12 protein-coding genes are annotated in these 16,969 nt (G+C 39.0%); 7 read left to right on the forward strand and 5 right to left on the reverse strand.

Going from position 1 to position 16,969, the window contains the following annotated elements; translation table 11 throughout:
- Positions 1-25: 25 nt before the first annotated feature.
- Both H4J57_RS18130 and H4J57_RS18135 read left to right on the forward strand, forming a co-directional pair.
- A complete protein-coding gene (locus tag H4J57_RS18130; RefSeq protein WP_182243813.1) occupies positions 26-2,308 on the forward strand; it encodes a TonB-dependent receptor in 2,283 nt (760 codons plus the stop codon).
- A 175-nt stretch (positions 2,309-2,483) separates the two neighbouring features.
- Positions 2,484-3,149 carry a response regulator transcription factor gene (locus tag H4J57_RS18135; protein ID WP_182217780.1) on the forward strand — a complete coding sequence of 222 codons (666 nt, stop codon included), beginning with the start codon at positions 2,484-2,486 and terminating at the stop codon, positions 3,147-3,149.
- A 63-nt stretch (positions 3,150-3,212) separates the two neighbouring features.
- On the opposite strand, the gene H4J57_RS18140 is transcribed toward H4J57_RS18135, so the two are convergent.
- Positions 3,213-4,100: a LysR family transcriptional regulator gene (locus tag H4J57_RS18140; RefSeq protein ID WP_182243814.1), complete on the reverse strand. Its 888-nt coding sequence runs from the start codon at positions 4,098-4,100 to the stop codon at positions 3,213-3,215.
- A 127-nt stretch (positions 4,101-4,227) separates the two neighbouring features.
- On the opposite strand from H4J57_RS18140, the gene H4J57_RS18145 reads away from it, so the two are divergent.
- Together H4J57_RS18145 and H4J57_RS18150 are read left to right on the forward strand one after the other, a co-directional pair.
- Positions 4,228-4,938, forward strand: coding sequence for a CoA transferase subunit A (locus tag H4J57_RS18145; protein WP_182243815.1), 711 nt, complete (start codon positions 4,228-4,230; stop codon positions 4,936-4,938).
- 2 nt (positions 4,939-4,940) lie between these two features.
- The gene (locus H4J57_RS18150) at positions 4,941-5,597 is read left to right on the forward strand and encodes a 3-oxoacid CoA-transferase subunit B (RefSeq protein WP_182217785.1); all 657 of its coding nucleotides are present in this window, start codon (positions 4,941-4,943) and stop codon (positions 5,595-5,597) included.
- A gap of 412 nt (positions 5,598-6,009) precedes the next feature.
- Here the strand turns inward: H4J57_RS18150 and H4J57_RS18155 are convergent, their stop codons facing one another.
- Together H4J57_RS18155 and H4J57_RS18160 are read right to left on the reverse strand one after the other, a co-directional pair.
- On the reverse strand, positions 6,010-6,717 hold the full coding sequence (locus H4J57_RS18155; protein ID WP_182243816.1) for an alpha/beta fold hydrolase: 708 nt from the start codon (positions 6,715-6,717) through the stop codon (positions 6,010-6,012).
- 639 nt (positions 6,718-7,356) lie between these two features.
- Positions 7,357-10,818 (reverse strand): PAS domain-containing hybrid sensor histidine kinase/response regulator, encoded by a 3,462-nt coding sequence (locus H4J57_RS18160; RefSeq protein WP_182243817.1) that lies wholly within the window; start codon positions 10,816-10,818, stop codon positions 7,357-7,359.
- Positions 10,819-11,009: 191 nt separating this feature from the next.
- Here H4J57_RS18160 and H4J57_RS18165 point away from each other — a divergent pair, with 191 nt between their 5' ends.
- The 3 genes from H4J57_RS18165 (at position 11,010) to H4J57_RS18175 (ending at position 15,430) form a co-directional block, all read left to right on the forward strand.
- Entirely contained in the window at positions 11,010-12,209 is a 1,200-nt protein-coding gene (locus tag H4J57_RS18165; protein ID WP_182217790.1) for a CynX/NimT family MFS transporter, read from the forward strand.
- Positions 12,197-13,126, forward strand: a complete 930-nt coding sequence (locus tag H4J57_RS18170) for an alpha/beta hydrolase (RefSeq protein WP_182217792.1) — start codon at positions 12,197-12,199, stop codon at positions 13,124-13,126. The genes H4J57_RS18165 and H4J57_RS18170 overlap by 13 nt, the downstream gene beginning before the upstream one ends.
- A 303-nt stretch (positions 13,127-13,429) precedes the next feature.
- The gene (locus H4J57_RS18175) at positions 13,430-15,430 is read left to right on the forward strand and encodes an alpha-amylase family protein (RefSeq protein ID WP_182243818.1); all 2,001 of its coding nucleotides are present in this window, start codon (positions 13,430-13,432) and stop codon (positions 15,428-15,430) included.
- A 103-nt stretch (positions 15,431-15,533) separates the two neighbouring features.
- Here H4J57_RS18175 and H4J57_RS18180 read toward each other — a convergent pair whose 3' ends face one another.
- Positions 15,534-15,902 (reverse strand): carboxymuconolactone decarboxylase family protein, encoded by a 369-nt coding sequence (locus tag H4J57_RS18180; protein ID WP_182217796.1) that lies wholly within the window; start codon positions 15,900-15,902, stop codon positions 15,534-15,536.
- Positions 15,903-15,917: 15 nt separating this feature from the next.
- A complete protein-coding gene (locus tag H4J57_RS18185) occupies positions 15,918-16,700 on the reverse strand; it encodes a 3-hydroxybutyrate dehydrogenase (protein ID WP_182243819.1) in 783 nt (260 codons plus the stop codon).
- Positions 16,701-16,969: the final 269 nt, after the last annotated feature.

Below are 16,969 nucleotides of genomic sequence, written 5' to 3' on the forward strand. Positions count from 1 at the left end.
TAAAAATTATAATAAGGCTTCCTCCATGAAACAGTACAACAAAAATAGAAGTTACCTCGCTTTGGCTATTGCCGCAGCATTAACCAGTAATATAACTTTTGCAGCAGCAGAAGACACATCGGCTGCAGCAAAAGACTCAGGTCTTGAACGTATTGAGGTTACTGCGCGTAAAAAAGTTGAAAGTTTACAAAATGTACCTGTAGCTGTTACATCGGTAGGAGCAGAACAACTCGCACAAAATGGTATTAGTGCCATGACAGAAGTTCAACAATTTTCGCCAAATACAACGTTGCAAAGCAGCCGTGGCACTAACTCAACCTTAACCGCATTCATTCGCGGTGTGGGTCAAGACGATCCATTATGGGGTTATGAACCTGGCGTAGGTATTTATGTTGACGATGTATATATTGCTCGTCCACAAGGCGCGGTTCTTGATATTCTTGATGTAGAACGTATTGAAGTATTACGTGGCCCACAAGGAAGCTTATATGGTAAAAATACTATAGGCGGTGCTATTAAGTACGTCACTAAAAAAATGTCAGGTGACGTTGAAGTCGACCTCAAAGCAACCTTTGGTAATTATGGTCGCCAAGATTATAAACTAGCAGGAAAAATTCCTGTTATCGAAGATAAACTTTATGTGGGTTTTGCTTTAGCCAATTTAACTCGTGACGGCTACGGTGAATTTTTACAGTCTGAATTACCTGATCAAGATTTAGAGAACTACAATAAAGATGTTTTTGCCGGTCGTCTTACCGTTGAATTCACACCGACAGATAATCTTTTCTTTCGTTTTAATTACGATAAAACAATTGATGACTCAAATGCGAAGGGAGGTTACAGACTTTTACCAAGCATTGTTACTGACGCACCTGTACCAGACAGCGTCTACGATTCTTATACCAGTATGCCTACTTGGAACAGTGTTGAGTCAGAAGGCTATAGTCTAACAGCAGAATATTATGTTAATGATACCTGGTCAATTAAGTCAATTACAGCGAGTCGAGACAACTATTCTAAGACCAATATTGATTTTGATAATACACCAGAGCGCATTTTTGATGTACCCGCTATTTATGATGACGAACAATTTACGCAAGAGTTTCAAGTAAATTATGACTCAGACAACCTAACTTTTGTTTCTGGTCTTTATTACTTTGACGGTGAGTCTTGTGGGACCTTTGATGCGATTCTAGAGCATTTAGGTAAATCGCTTAGCTTACCAGGGCTCACTCGTGAAGTTACTGGTTGTAATAATAGCGAAAGTTATGCGGTTTATGCACAAGGCTCGTACAATATTACCGATAAGCTTTCTATGACCTTAGGTGCTCGTTATACCGATGAAGAAAAAGTGGCAAACGTTAATAATGGCTTAGCATATGAAACTATTTATCCAGAAAGTGATTGGGTACCAGGTTATGTTCGAAGTGATATTACTTTCCCTGAAGTGCTTAATGACAGCGAAAGCTGGTCTCGCTTTACGCCCCGAGTTGGTGTTGAATATCAATACACCACAGACATGATGTTTTTTGCCAGCTACTCACAAGGCTTTAAATCAGGAACGTTTAACCCTAGAGCCAGTGGCCCTGAGCCAGCAGTAGACCCAGAAGTGGTTGATTCATATGAAATGGGTGTGAAAAGTGAATGGAATGACAATTTAAGAATTAATGCGACAGTATTTTACCTTGACCATACCGACCGTCAATTTGTAACGGTATTACCGGTAGAAGGTGGTGATGGTAGTGAATTAAGTCAACGTTTAGGTAACATTGGGCAATCAACTGCTTCTGGCTTAGAACTAGAAGTTCAATATTCTGTTACCGACAACTTAAATTTATTTGCAACTTTAGGTCTAATTGATGCATCGTTTAAAAAAGTAAATTCTTTTGATGGTGAAGGTAAGTCTATTGATATTAGTGATACGTTCACTATTACCAATACACCAGACACTACTGCTAATATAGGCTTTGCTTACAATATCGAAAGTACTATGGGTGATTTTGTTGTTAATGGTAATTACTATTATCGCAGCGACTATGACTTAACACCAACAGATAACTTATTAACACAAGACGGTTACGGTTTATTAAACGTTGGCGTTAATTGGTATAGCAATGATGGTGATTGGACCGCTTCGTTACATTGGAAAAATATCACCGATGAAGAGTATTTAGTGGGTAATTATGCTTTTCTGGGTGAGCAAAATAATGATGGTAGCTACGCACCAGGTTTAGGTGGCGATACTACGTTAATTGGTTATTATGGTGATCCATCAACTGTTGCCTTTAGTGTTGGTTATAGCTTCTAGGTGTAGTTTGTTATTTTAACTGTAAAAGGGCGAGTTTTTACTCGCTCTTTTTTGTTGATATAATTTTAGTTAAGTCACTATTTTAGTTGAAAATTAAAAGAGTGCGTAGTAGAAAAACATCCCTTAAAATGTTATTAATTAAATGACATTGTGATATACCGATAGAGGATAAAGCATGAGTACAGCGCAAGTAGTAATTGCTGATGATCATCCGTTGTTTCGTACGGCGTTAAAACAAGCTGTGGTCGAATGTATGCCTGCCTGTAGCATTATTGAAGCGTCTAGTTTTAGTGATTTATTGCAGCAAATAGAACAATCACCAGGCTTAGAAATAATTTTTCTTGATTTACATATGCCAGGTAATAATGGTTTTACGGGACTTACTCAGCTACAAAACAATCACCCAGACCTTATTGTTATTATGGTGTCTTCTGATGAAACACCTAATATTATGCAAAAAGCGATTAATTTTGGTGCGGCGGCCTTTATTCCCAAGTCTGTTGATTTATCGGTCATAGCACAAGCGATAAATTGTGTACTCGCTGGCGGAACTTGGTTACCTGATAACTTTGATATTTCATTAGACAGTGAACAAGTTACTGCAAATAAGTTATTGGCTCAGCAATTAGCAAAATTAACTCCGCAGCAATACAAGGTCTTGTCTTATGTTGCCGATGGGCAATTAAACAAGCAAATTGCCGGTATTTTAGATATTAAAGAAAATACGGTAAAGAAGCATGTTTCAGCAATCTTGCTGCAACTGGGCGTTTATAACCGCACTCAAGCGGGTTTAGCTTATCAGCAATTGATGTTAGCGCCACAAGAAAATGAAAGTCTATAATGTGTAATAATACAGCGGTTAATTCTGTTTTATTCTTTGATAATTTATCAAGGCTTTGCGTGATCAGTGATAGTGCTGACGTAATAATTTAACAAAGAACTGTGCTGACTGGGATAACGGATAACGTTTTCGAGTAACAATTCCTACACGACGACTAATGGTTGGTGAAGCTAATGGGCGATGCTGAATGTTAAGTGCTTGTATTTGTTGTTTGTACAAAGACGGTATTGCACTAACGCCTAGTTTATTAGCGACCATTTGAACGACAGTAGCCAACTGATTACTTTCATACTTTACCTTTAAAAATAAAGCCTGTTTGGCTAATGTTTCCTCCATAAGTAAGCGAATACTCGAAGGTCGTTGCAAGGCAATAAAAGGATAATGGCTGAGTTGCTGCCAGGTTAACTCTTCAGCTTGTTCTAGGTCATGGTTATCTGGGAATACCGCCAGTAATTCATCACTAAACAGTGTTTCAAAATGTAAATCATCAAATTCACCAGGATCAAAGGTAATCGCAAACTCTACCTTAGCATTTTGCACCATAGCAACAGCTTCTTCGGCGATAACATCATGCACTCTTACTTTAATTTCTTGATATTGGGTTGTAAAAGCCAGTAAATGTTGCGGCAAGTGGGTACTCGCAAATGATGGCATTGCGGCTAAAGATAAATTTCCACGTTTGAGAGAAAACAGCTCAGCAAGCTCAATAAAAGCATCATCAAAGTCTGCTAACAAACGTTTTGCTGTTGGTAAGAAAATTTGCCCTTCAGGCGTTAATGATAAGGTTCTTGTTGAACGCGCCAGTAACTTACCGCCAACGGTCTCTTCTAAATTTTTGATACTAATACTTAATGCTGGCTGTGATAAATGTAAAATTTCACTGGCTTCGGCAAAGCTTTTAGATTGGGCAATAGTGATAAAAGTGCGTAGTTGCTTGAGAGTAATATTCATGCAATTATCCTAAAATATCCAGTTATAAGTTTTATTTATCAATAGTTAATATTAATTAATTTTACATATTTATGCAATTGTATAATGCTGTTGTTAAGTCAACTTCCTTAATAACTGGATAAAAATAATGGCAGGATTTAATAAAGTAGTGAATACCTATGAAGAAGCAATGGCAGGGTTAACCGACAATATGACGGTGGTCGCTGGCGGCTTTGGTTTATGTGGTATTCCTGAGAATTTAATCAAAGAAATCGAGCGTCAAGGCATTAAAGGGTTAACGCTAGTTTCTAATAACTGTGGTGTTGATGATTTTGGTTTAGGGCTGTTGCTACCTAAGCGGCAAATTAAAAAAATTATTGCTTCTTATGTTGGAGAAAATGCTGAATTTGAACGACAAATGATGTCGGGCGAATTAGATGTGGAATTAACACCACAAGGTACTTTAGCCGAAAAAATGCGTGCTGGTGGCGCTGGTATCCCCGCTTTTTATACCGCAACAGGTGTTGGCACTTTAGTGGCAGCAGGTAAAGATCAACGTCAATTTAATGGACGAGATTATATTCTTGAAGAAGCTATTACCGGTGATTTTGCCATTATTAAAGCCTGGAAGGCTGATAAGTTTGGTAATTTAATTTACAGAAAAACAGCACGTAACTTTAATCCATTAGCCGCGACCGCAGGAAAAATTACTGTGGTAGAAGTTGAAGAAATTGTTGAGCCAGGTGAGCTAGACCCAGATGAAATCCATACACCGGGCATTTATGTTAACCGTGTTATACAAGGCACTTTTGAAAAACGTATTGAACAACGCACTATTCGCACGACAACAGGAGAATAATCATGGCTTTAGATCGAAATCAAATCGCTCAGCGTGTCGCGCAAGAATTACAAGATGGCTTCTATGTAAATCTTGGTATTGGTATTCCTACCTTAGTAGCTAACTATGTCCCTGAGGGGATTGAAGTAATGTTGCAATCTGAAAATGGCTTATTAGGTATGGGACAATTTCCCAGTGAAGCTGAAGTCGATGCCGACTTAATTAATGCCGGTAAACAAACTGTGACTATGGCGACCGGTGCATCAATATTTGATTCTGCACAGTCGTTTGCCATGATCCGTGGCGGTCATGTTGATTTAACGGTGCTGGGCGCTTTTGAAGTCGATGTTAACGGTAATATTGCTTCGTATATGATCCCCGGTAAGCTAATTAAAGGTATGGGCGGTGCAATGGACTTGGTTGCTGGCGCAGACAATATCATAGTAACCATGACCCATGCGTCAAAACATGGTGATTCTAAATTACTGGCAAATTGTACACTGCCGTTAACCGGTAAAGGCTGTATAAAAAAAGTGTTAACCGATTTGGCTTTTATTGAGATTAAAGACGGTCGTTTTCATCTACTCGAACGTGCCCCAGGGGTGAGTGTTGCAGAGATTGTTAAACTAACCGCAGGTGAATTAGTCATTCCTGATGATGTTCCTGAAATGCAGTTTTAGTCATATATTTTTGACTAGAAAAGAGTGAAAATTAATCAAGCTAAGTGATTATTGTCAATGTTGTTAGAACCGCTAGAAGACAATAAGGCAGTAGTTTATCGTGCTTAGCTATGTTATCGGGCGAGCAGGGCGCAATGGTCTGTAAAGGCACCTAAACAAAACTATAAAGATAAAAAAGGATGGCTGTTTAGCCACCCTTTTCTGTATAACCCATACGGAGTTATTGTGCTGTTACTAAACTTACTTGTTTACTGGCCGTATTGGTTTGTATAACTCATACGGAGTCATTGCGCTGTTACTAAGCTTACTTGTTTACTGGCCGTATTGGTTTGTATAACTCATACGGAGTTATTGTGCTGTCACTAAGCTTACTTGTTTACTGGCCGTATTGGTTTGTATAACTCATACGGAGTTATTGTGCTGTTACTAAGCTTACTTGTTTACTGGCCGTATTGGTTTGTAAACCAAAATGGTCAAGTGAATAAGTATAGCTGGCTAATTCATTAGGTATTTGACTCGAATGAACTCCGCTTACCGTACATGTTCCGCTACCGCAAACTATTTGATCATCCCAACTTTTAATAGAATAAACACGATTAGCAATGACTTTATTACCTAGCCAATCAAGAAATGGACTTGATACCGATAAGCCATTACTGGCACAGGTAGGGATCCAAACATTCCATGGATATGCGCCACAAGTCCATAAACCGCGATAAGCACCTGCAACGCCGACAAAGGCATCCACTTGGCTACTTTTATTGAGTTTAATAATTTGTTGTGCTGCTAAAGTAACCCCCATAGAGTGGCCAATTACATCAATTTTTCCTGTGCATGACGCACTAAGCGCTGAATTGATAGCATTTCGAACAGGTGTTTCTTCTGAGCCGCTGTGATTATTATAAGCGGCATTACTACCACCCCATGCTGGGCGGTATATTTGACTGCTGCTGTAGCCTTTCGCGAGTAAAGCGTCGTAGGTATTATCCCAATCTGACGGCGTGCCAGTATTGCCATGCACCAGTACCACGTTATCGAGACAACTGGCTTGCACGGTTGCACTGGCGAGTAACAAGCTAGTAACGGTTAATATTGCTTTTAATTGGATATTTATTTTCATAATGAATCTCTTTTTGTTTTATTATTATTTGAGTGTTATTTCAATATTTTCTACTTGGTCTATTGGCTAGTTTTATCAAAAGATAAAGTAAACATTAGGAAGTAACTGCAAGTGTTGTATCTAGGTATTTTATTAGCCGCCAATGTTGATCTTTACGGCGAACTATCGGTCGTATTACCAACTAAAACACTAGTCATAAAGCGGTTTGATAAGTTCGAGTGAGGGAAGTCACGGTTGTTAAAATGTATGTAAAAAAAGTGTAATTAGGACCTGTTTCATAAAAAGCCTATTATTTATTGTCATTTATTTTTGACTTGTTCTGAGGGGGACTCTCCATTTTTGTATCCAAACTGTTTAAAATTTGAACTCAACAACATTAACGAATATTGGTAGCAAAAGAAGTGACTCTTTAGTAGTAGAAGCATAATGCGAAATAAATTAAATAATTCTCGCTTAATTAAAGTGTCTGTTGTGGCGGACACTTTTATCAGATTTTTGAGGTTTTTTTCAAAGATATTTTAAAGCCAGTAAAGATAGAAATACTTGACGTTTTATTCGTAGTTTTATTATTGTTAAAGACTTTGGAATATATTTAAAATAATAGCAGCGCCACTAACTTTGCTGTCACTGCTAGTATGACTAAAGCGATAATAACTGTCGCATCAATTTTTTTAACGCTAACGCTTTAATTGGTTTACGCATAAACGAGAAATCGGCACCGCTGGTATGTTCTCGCACTTGTTCAGAGGGATCGGCAGAGCAGATAATACAAGGAGCTTGCCACTTATTGTTAGTAAGCGTTTTTTGAACTAAATCAACGCCATTTTTGTCATCATCTAAGTGGTAGTCTGAAATAATTAATTTGGGTTTGAACTCTTTATCAACTAGTACTTCTGCTAAGTGTTTTTCATTTCTCACGGCAATAACATTACACCCCCATTCAGCGAGTTGCGATTGCATCGCTTTTAGCATTAAGGGCTCATTATCAATAAGTAAAATAGGTAACTGATTAAATTCAGCAGAGGCGCTAATGCTATTTTGAGTATTAACAACCGAGGCTCTGACCGGTAATAACTTACTACGAGGTAGAGTAATGCTAAAGCATGAACCTCTACCAACAGTAGATTTTACTGAAATGGTTAACCCTAAAAGTTTAGCTATACGATCTGATATGGCTAAACCTAGCCCCAAACCCGGTTGGTCTTGAGTTTCATTTAAGCGCTCAAACTCTTTGAAGATAGTTTGCTGTTTGTTTTTCGCAATACCCGGTCCATTATCCCAAACTTCAATAACGATCTTGTCATGTTGTCGCCTAATGCCAAGTAATACTTTGCCTTGGCGGTCGGTTTGTGGGCAATAGTTAATAGCATTGGAGAGAAAGTTTTGCACCACACGGCGTAACAATCTTTGGTCGGTTTCAATAATACAGTTAGATTTTACATAGCTAAACGTTAGATTAGCTTGCTCTGTCAGTAAGAAAAACTCTTTACTCAAGGGGGCTAATAATTCGTCAACATAAAAAGAGGTGATCGCAATGTGTTGCGACTTACCATCTAAGCGAGATATTTCAACGAGATCTGAGAGTAAACTTTCTGCAGCATTTAGTGAATGACGAATGTTGCTGGCTAATTCTTCTAAATGAGTACCGGTTACTTTTTTATTAAGCATACTGGTAAATAAAGATAAAGCATTGAAAGGTTGCATTAAATCATGGCTGGCAGCCGCTAAAAACTTAGTTTTACTTTTATTAGCTGTTTCGGCTTCTGCCTTTGCATGGTTTAGTTCACGGGTTCGTTCAATCACTCTTTGTTCAAGGGTCTCGTTCGCCCTTTGTAAAGCTTTTTCAGCTTCTATATGTGCGGTTATATCTGAGAAAGTACTAACAAAACCACCGCCAGGCATCGCTTGGCCTCTAATTTCTAAGACAATACCGCTTGGCATTTCTCGCTGAAAATAATGACTGTTCCCTTTACGCATATAGTCAATTCTGCGTGTTATAAAATCATCGGTATGCTCGGCACTATTTGTTGTAGAGTTACCTTTATCAGCAATAATGACTCCGCGATCGGCATTGTATTGAATAAGCTCGGAGATTGGTTTACCGACACAAACTAAACTGCTTGGGTAATCTAGTAATTCTATATAGCGTTTATTCCAAGCAACTAAGCGCATGTCGGCGTCAACAACACTTATACCTTGTTCTATATTTTCTACACCGGCTTGTAATAATTCGCGATTAAATTGAAACAACTTGCTGGCTTCATCAACAATATTAACGACATATTCCAAAGGTAAGGCTTGTTGTTTACTTGCGGCTTTCATTACCATGCGCGTTGAGGCTGAGCCTAATACGCTTGATAACTGCAAGCGGGTATACTCGACCAGCTTTTGACTCGCGGCGGTATTACTGAGTTGTTTTGCATGATTATGATGAAAATCATCGGCGCTTGCATCATTAACGAAGCGTTGCAATAAGTGATAAAGGTCTTTACTTGATAAGTTTTGTTGAATCGCCCCCTGCTTTTTACTGATAAAGAGCTCTGCTTGTAATCTTTCGCCAACACTGCGCTGACCAAATAATGAAAAACCAATAAAACAGCAAGTATTGGCTAATAAACTAAATAATAAACCGTGACTAATATTATCGAGAAAGTCGACACCAAAAAGTGCATAAGGCCGTAAGCTGCTTATACCAAATAATCCTGTAGTTATCCACGGAGCGTTCGGCAATAAACTGGGTAGTAATAAGGTATAAAACCAGCAAAGACTGCCGACAATTAAGCCAATAAAAGCGGCGTTACTGGTTGCTCTTCGCCAATATAATGCGCCAACAACTAAAGGGGCTAATTGTGATAGAAGTACGAATGACAATAGGCCAATGGTGGCAAGGTGATTTTGTTGATTAACGATCCGCTCAAAGCCAAAAGCCAATAGCAGCAGTAAAGCAATTGCTATGCGGCGAATATTTAATAACAGCCCTGACAGTTGTTTTTTCTGGGTATTAATATAACTGTTGTAGTGCAGTAGCAAGGGGTTAACGATTTCTGTTGTTACCATAGTGCTGAGTACTATGGTGGCGACTATGACCATGCTGGTTGCTGCGGCTAAACCACCAATAAAAGCGAGGCCACCAAGCCATGCTTGCTGAAAAAAGAGTGGGATAGTAATAACATACGTATCGGCATCAACACCACCACCCGGAAATAAACTTTGGCCAGCTAAGGCAATAGGTAAGATAAATAAATTAATGGCAATTAAATAAACGGGGTAGAGCCAACGTGCCATTTTCAATTCTTTTTGCTGATGATTCTCTATCATCAACATGTGATATTGCTGTGGCAAAATAAAAATAGTAATTACGCCAAGTATCGCTTGTGATACTGCAAAATAAGTGTTTTTTACCGGTTGATAATTAGTTGACGTTTCGGCTTGGCTGATTAAATCGCCAATACCATCAAAAACAAAGAATGTCGCAAAAATGCCTATCGCGGTTAAGGCAAATAATTTAACTAACGAACTAAAAGCTATGGCTAGAACTAAGCCTTGATTTTGTTTATTGGCGGCCACTTGGCGAGCACCAAATAATATACTGAAAATAATTAATACTAAGGTCACAACAAAGGTCGTGCTTATTCCTGAGCGGTAAGTGCCGGTGAGTAAATCAAAACTTTTACTGATAGCTCTTAATTGCAGTGCGATATAGGGAATGGTGCCCAGAAGGGCGACTAAGGTTACTGTCGCTGCTATTTTTGGCGATCTGTCATAGCGACAAGCAATAAAATCAGCAATAGAGGTTAGGTTTTGTTGCTTGGTAATACGTAATATTCGCAGCAACATCGGCCAAGCCAATACAAAGCATAAAATTGAGCCAATATAGATGGGAGCAAGCCAAGCGCCGGTTGTTGCTGCTTGCCCAACCGTGCCATAAAAAGCCCAAGAGGTACAGCTTACCCCTAAAGCTAAACTGTAAACCCAAGGGCGAGAATGCCACTGCTTAGTGGTTTGCTTTTGTCCCCAATAGGCAACAACAAACAATAATAATAAATAACCTATGGAAAGAAAAGACACCAACCAAGTATTAAGAGAAAGCCAAATTAACACTGAAAACACCTTATAAATAGCAACACTTTACTATATACCGATCCCATATCAACTTTACGTCTGCAAATAAAATGGCGGCAGACATCATAACATGGCTTAAATTTCAGCACAGTGCACGAAGGTAGTACATCAATAGATAATTTATTTAGTTAAGCTGAATTTTGACATTACTATATTAGAAATTAATCTATATGAGAACTCTTAAGATAAGTAACAAGTATTTAGTAGAAGCCATTGTTTTTATTAGTTACACCTTATTTGCAATGGCATGGGTTGGCGGCACCGCAAGCATGAATCAAATCATGGCGGCAATGAATATTAATAGTTTAGCTTCAGCCAGCTTTATTAGTGGTGCGGTTACCTTAGCTAAAATTGTAGGGACCTTTGCCGCTGCTTGGTTAGCCCTAAAACTAGGGGGTAAGTATGCTTTTTTTGCATCAGGTATTTTAATTTCAGTGGGGCTATTAACACCTTTTGCGCCCAATTATGAATTGCTATTAGTGAGCCGGTTTTTAATGGGATTGGGCGGAGCGTTTATGATTGTATATTTTAACCCCATCGTTATGTCTTGGTTCCCTCCAGAAGAGCGTGCCACGATAAACGGGATCAATGCCGTTGCTTTTAATTTGGGCACAGGCATTATTTTATGGCAAATGAGTAACTTTAATTCGTTAACCGGTAGCTGGCAAAATACCTTGATTATTTTTTCATTAGCAAGTTTGGCATTAAGTATTGCTTGGCTATTTGTTGACGAAGCAAAACCTCATAGCAAGGCCAAAGATACAAGTGAAATTAACACGCATTATTCGTACACAGATGGCTTAAAAGATAAATTTTCTTGGGTCTATGCGTTAACCTATTCAGGTATTCTTGCCTTTTATTTATGTTTGTTCACTTTCTATCCTAAAGCGGGTATCAGTCAAAGTGCGTTATTGATAGGTTTTGGAATTATAGGAACGTTAGCCGGTATTATTTACAGTAAAAAATTCCCTTTACGGGTGCCTGTGATCCGTTGGTCAGGTTTACTGATTGTGATCACTGTGTTTACCTTATCTTTTAGCCCGTCAGAAGTAGTACAAACACTTAGTGCTATGGTGTTAGGTTTTTCTATATTCTTTCCAATAACGGCATTAGTGGCAATACCTCATGAGTTGTCAAAAATGACCAGCCAAAAAATAACCGTTGTTTTTAGTTTGTTCTATTCGATAAGTTATATGGTGGGTACCTTGGTTTTATGGCTGTTTGGCAAGTTAGTTGATATTCACCAAGGTGACTATACATGGGCATTTGCTTTAACCACCTTGGTCAGTGGTACTTTCTTTATAGGTAGTTTTTTCTTAACTGAAACGGGTCAACAAAAAAACAAGGAAGATGAATTATGCGAGGTGTAATTTCAGAAAAATTAGCGCCCTTTTTAGCGCAGGCAAATGAAGCTTTAGCCGAGTCAAAAAAACAAGGTGTGCAATTTTCTCCTGCACTGGTTCGCTCAAATTTAGATAAATTGGCGCCTTTGATAGGCGAGGGGCCAGCACTCAGTTTTGTGCAAGACCGTGCAGTGCAAGCAGAAGAACGCGCTATTGCCGTGCGAGTTTATAGCCCAGCGCCAGAGGAAGCATTACCCGTAGTTATTCATTATCATGGCGGTGGTCATATGTGTGGCAGTGTTGAATTATACGATCCCATTTGTCGTAAAATTGCCGCACAAAGTCATTGTATTGTTATCAGTGTCGAATACCGTTTAGCACCAGAGCATCCTTACCCAGCAGGTATCGATGATTGTCGAGAGGTGTTAATTAATTACCAAGCCTGTTTAGCTGGGCTCAACTTTTCTAATGCACTTTATATTATCGGTGATAGTGCTGGCGGCGCTATTTGTACTACGCTTGCTATGCAAAGCCAGCAAGATAAACGCTTAAGAATCGATAAGCAGATTTTAATTTACCCAAGTGTTGATTACACCGGCCAGCAGCCTTCTTTTACCGAGAATGGTTCAGGTTTTTTACTTGAGCAAGATAAAATAACTTGGTACTTTAATCAGTATTTTAAAGCGAGTGATAACAGTAAAGCTGCATCACCTTTATATGGCGAAATAAGCAAGACTTTACCCGAAACCTTAGTTATTACCGCCGGATGCGACCCGTTAAGAGATGAAGGCTTAGCTTATGCTAAAGCGTTAAAAGCGGTTGGGGTAGCGGTGCATCATCATCAGTTTGATGGGTTAACGCATGCCTATATGTTACTTGATGCATTGGTTGCAGAAGAGTGTCAGCAAACTTTTCAGCTGATCGCTAACTTTATTAATAAATAGCTAAGCTTGCCACAGATTTCTGTGGCAAAAACATTAATTATCGCAAGGTCTTGTTACCAGAGAGCAAGATCTCTTTATCATAATGTCAGTGATCCCGTTACCGACGTTGTTAACACGTTTCATCTTCATCTAGGTCATCATAATTTCAATATAGTTTCTTGTTCGGTAAAACACCTACAAAAAATGGTTGAATACGTATTCATCTTCTTTGATATAGCGCTTTGTTTAAATTTAACGCAACCTGTCTTGGCTATTTAATAAGCAAATATAAACATTAATTTTACATTAGGAATAATAATAAAAATGAAAACTAAAGTAATAAAATCGTTATTAACAACAGGTCTGGCACTAGGCATTGTTTGTCAGGTTCAAGCTGCGGCTCAACCGACTACTTTTGTTCATCTCTTTGAATGGAGCTGGCAAGATGTTGCCCAAGAATGTGAAGACTATTTAGGCCCTAAAGGTTATGCCGCAGTTCAGGTGTCACCACCTAATGAGCATATTCAAGGGGGACAATGGTGGACTCGATATCAACCGGTAAGCTATAAAATAGAGAGTCGAAGCGGTAACCGTGCCCAGTTTGTCGATATGGTGAATCGTTGTAAGGCCGTTGGCGTAGAAATATATGTTGATGCAGTTTTAAATCATATGGCATCTGGCAGTGGTACAGGTACTGCAGGGAGTAATTATGGTAACAAAAGCTTCCCTAATTATGGGCCACAAGACTTTCATGATACTTGTGCCATTACCGATTATAACAATCGTTGGCAAGTACAAAACTGTGAGCTAGTGGGCTTAGCTGACCTCAATACTGGTGCCGCTTATGTACAAGAAACGCTCGCAGGTTATTTAAACGACTTGCAAGATATTGGTGTTACAGGTTTTCGATTTGACGCCTCTAAGCACATGTCATTAGGCGATATTCAAGGAGTATTGTCGAAAGTTAATGGCTCACCTTTGGTGTTTCAGGAAGTGATTGATCAAGGCGGTGAACCCATCACCTCCAGTGAATACCAAAGCACAGGTTTAGTAACTGAATTTAAATATACCACACAGCTAGGTAACACCTTCAAAAATGGCAGCCTAGCATCACTGAGTAGTTTTGGTGAAGCTTGGGGATTTTTACCGAGTAGTTCCGCGGTGGTTTTTGTCGATAACCATGATAATCAACGTGGTCATGGTGGCGGTGGTAATGTGATTACTTTTGAAGATGGCCGTTTATACGACTTAGCGAATGTATTTATGTTGGCTTATCCGTATGGTTACCCAAAAGTTATGTCGAGTTATGATTTTCAGGGTGATACTGATGCGGGTGCTCCAAGTGTTCTGGTCCATAACAATGGTGATCTAGAATGCTTTGGCAGTAGTTGGAAGTGTGAGCATCGATGGTCATATATTGCTGGTGGTGTCGACTTTAGAAATAATACCGCAGATAACTGGAGCACCACAAACTGGTGGGATAATGGCAATAATCAAATTGCTTTTGGTCGAGGTAGTTCGGGTTTTGTCGCAATTAATAAAGAAGATGTTAATTTAACGTCTACGCTAAATACACAAATGAGCGCAGGTACTTATTGTAACGTTTTAAAAGGTCAATTATCTGCTGATGCTAAATCGTGTAGCGGTGAAACTATTACAGTAAACAACGGTGGAAGTATTAATGCCAATGTAGGTGTTTGGGATGCATTTGCCATTCATCAAGGCGAAAAAATTAATAGTGATGTGACAGGCCCAGCAACATTGAAACGTACGGTGATATTTATTCAAGCACAAACGCAAAGTGGTCAAGATATGTTTATTCGCGGCGGCATTGATCATAACTACGCCAATAATAATCTTGGTAGAAATTGTCAAACCACTAATTTTGAGTGTGCAATGACTATTCGCCATAACAATTTAAAAAGCGCAACGACAACACCATGGAAAACCAACGAAAGCTACTTAGATTGGTATGGCAGTGAGGCCGCTCAAAGTAGCACCGCTGAAGGAACTCCGCTTGATTGGACCACCAATGCTTGGCCTGCAGGTTGGGGAACAAAGCGTACCGTTGCTAATGATGGTTATGGTGAAGAGCCGTTAAATATTTGGGGTCAACATTACTGGATGTTAGATGTTGATATGGATTGTAGTAAAGCGGTTAATAACAAGTTTGAAGTAAAAGCCTATGTTAAAAATGGTCAAGGTTGGGAAGGTGACATCAACCAAGCTAACACACCTTATGCATCGAGTAATCATTTTGCTGAATGCGGAAAAATCAACAAATTTAACTTCAATAGTAATACCGTAGAAATTCGAAATTTTTAGAATTTTGTCGCGTTTTTATGATGATTTTAACTAAATAAGTGAGCAGGCTAGGCAAATTTTTTTGTCTAGCCTTTATAACTTTAAAGCGGTATTTATAGACGATTTATAAAACTTCTTTAGCGGCTCTAAAAGCCTCTTGTGCAGCTGGCGCGCCACAATACACAGCGCTGTGCAGTAATACTTCTCGTATTTCCTCTTTAGTCGCGCCATTATTTAATGCACCACGAATATGCCCTTTAAGTTCTTGAGGAGCTCTTAGTGCTGCCAGCATAGCAATAGTCACTAAACTACGGGTTTTAAGATCTAATTCAGTTCGCTGCCAGGTTGCTCCCCAGCCATGATCATTGATGTAGTCTTGCATAGGTTGACTAAAATCATCGGCATTATTAAGTGCGCGGTCAACAAATTCATCGCCCATTACTTGACGGCGAATTTTTTCACCTGCTGTTTTTTCGTTGTTAGCTATCGTCATATATTATCCTGTTATTTATTGGGCGGTCCAAGCACCATCCATGGGAAGTGCCGAACCGGTTATACTACGCGCACTATTACTGCATAAGAATAAAATAAATTCACCAATTTGGCGAGGGTCCATCATTTCAGGTAAGGGTTGCTTAGCCGTTACTAAGGCATATTTTGCTTGTTCGAAGCTAACACTTTTCTGTTGTGCTATATCATTAATTTGATTATTAATTAATGGGGTATCCACCCAACCTGGGCAAATAGAATTAACGGTAATGCCATACTCGGCACACTCAAGCGCAACGGCCTTCGTTAAGCCAACAATGCCATGCTTTGCTGCAACATAAGCCGATTTATTTAGCGAGGCCACGAGTCCATGAACAGAAGCGATATTAATAATGCGACCCCAACCCTTTGCTTTCATACCCGGAAGTGACTTTTGAATGGTGTGAAATGCCGCGGTCAAATTGATGGCAATTATCGCATCCCACTTATTTTCAGGGAAAGTATCAATACTTTCGGTATGTTGAATGCCGGCATTATTGACCAGTATATCGATAGAGCCCATGACTTGAATAGCCTTAGCCATAAACACTGAAATATCTTGGGCTAACATTAAATTTGCACTATCAAAAAGTGTTTTGATATTATATTTTTTCGCAAATTCATCTGCTAAGGCTTGGCCTTCTTCGTCAGCCATTAAACCGTGTAGTACCAAATTAATGCCTTGCTCAGCTAAGACATGTGCAGCCGCCAAGCCAATACCACTGGTTGAACCTGTGATCAAAGCTGTTTTACCTTTTAGCATAATTATTTTCCTATTTAATTGTGTTATTAGTTTCTTACTGTTTTCGTCAATAAAAAAGTAATTAGACGTGTGAGCCCCTGCGCCGTTGATCATTATTGGGCAAATACTTGCGATAGGGCGGTTTATTAAAGGGCATCAGATAATAGTAAAAGAGTAAGTTTGGCCATCTCGAAAAGGCTATTTAACCCGTTGCTCTAAAATCTTCAGCATTATTCTTATGCTATATATTAATGCAAACAGTTAACTTTTTAATTGGCACCTTAGTACCA

Origin of the sequence: Colwellia sp. BRX8-7, from assembly GCF_014077275.1 — a bacterium.
Lineage (GTDB): Bacteria > Pseudomonadota > Gammaproteobacteria > Enterobacterales > Alteromonadaceae > Colwellia_A.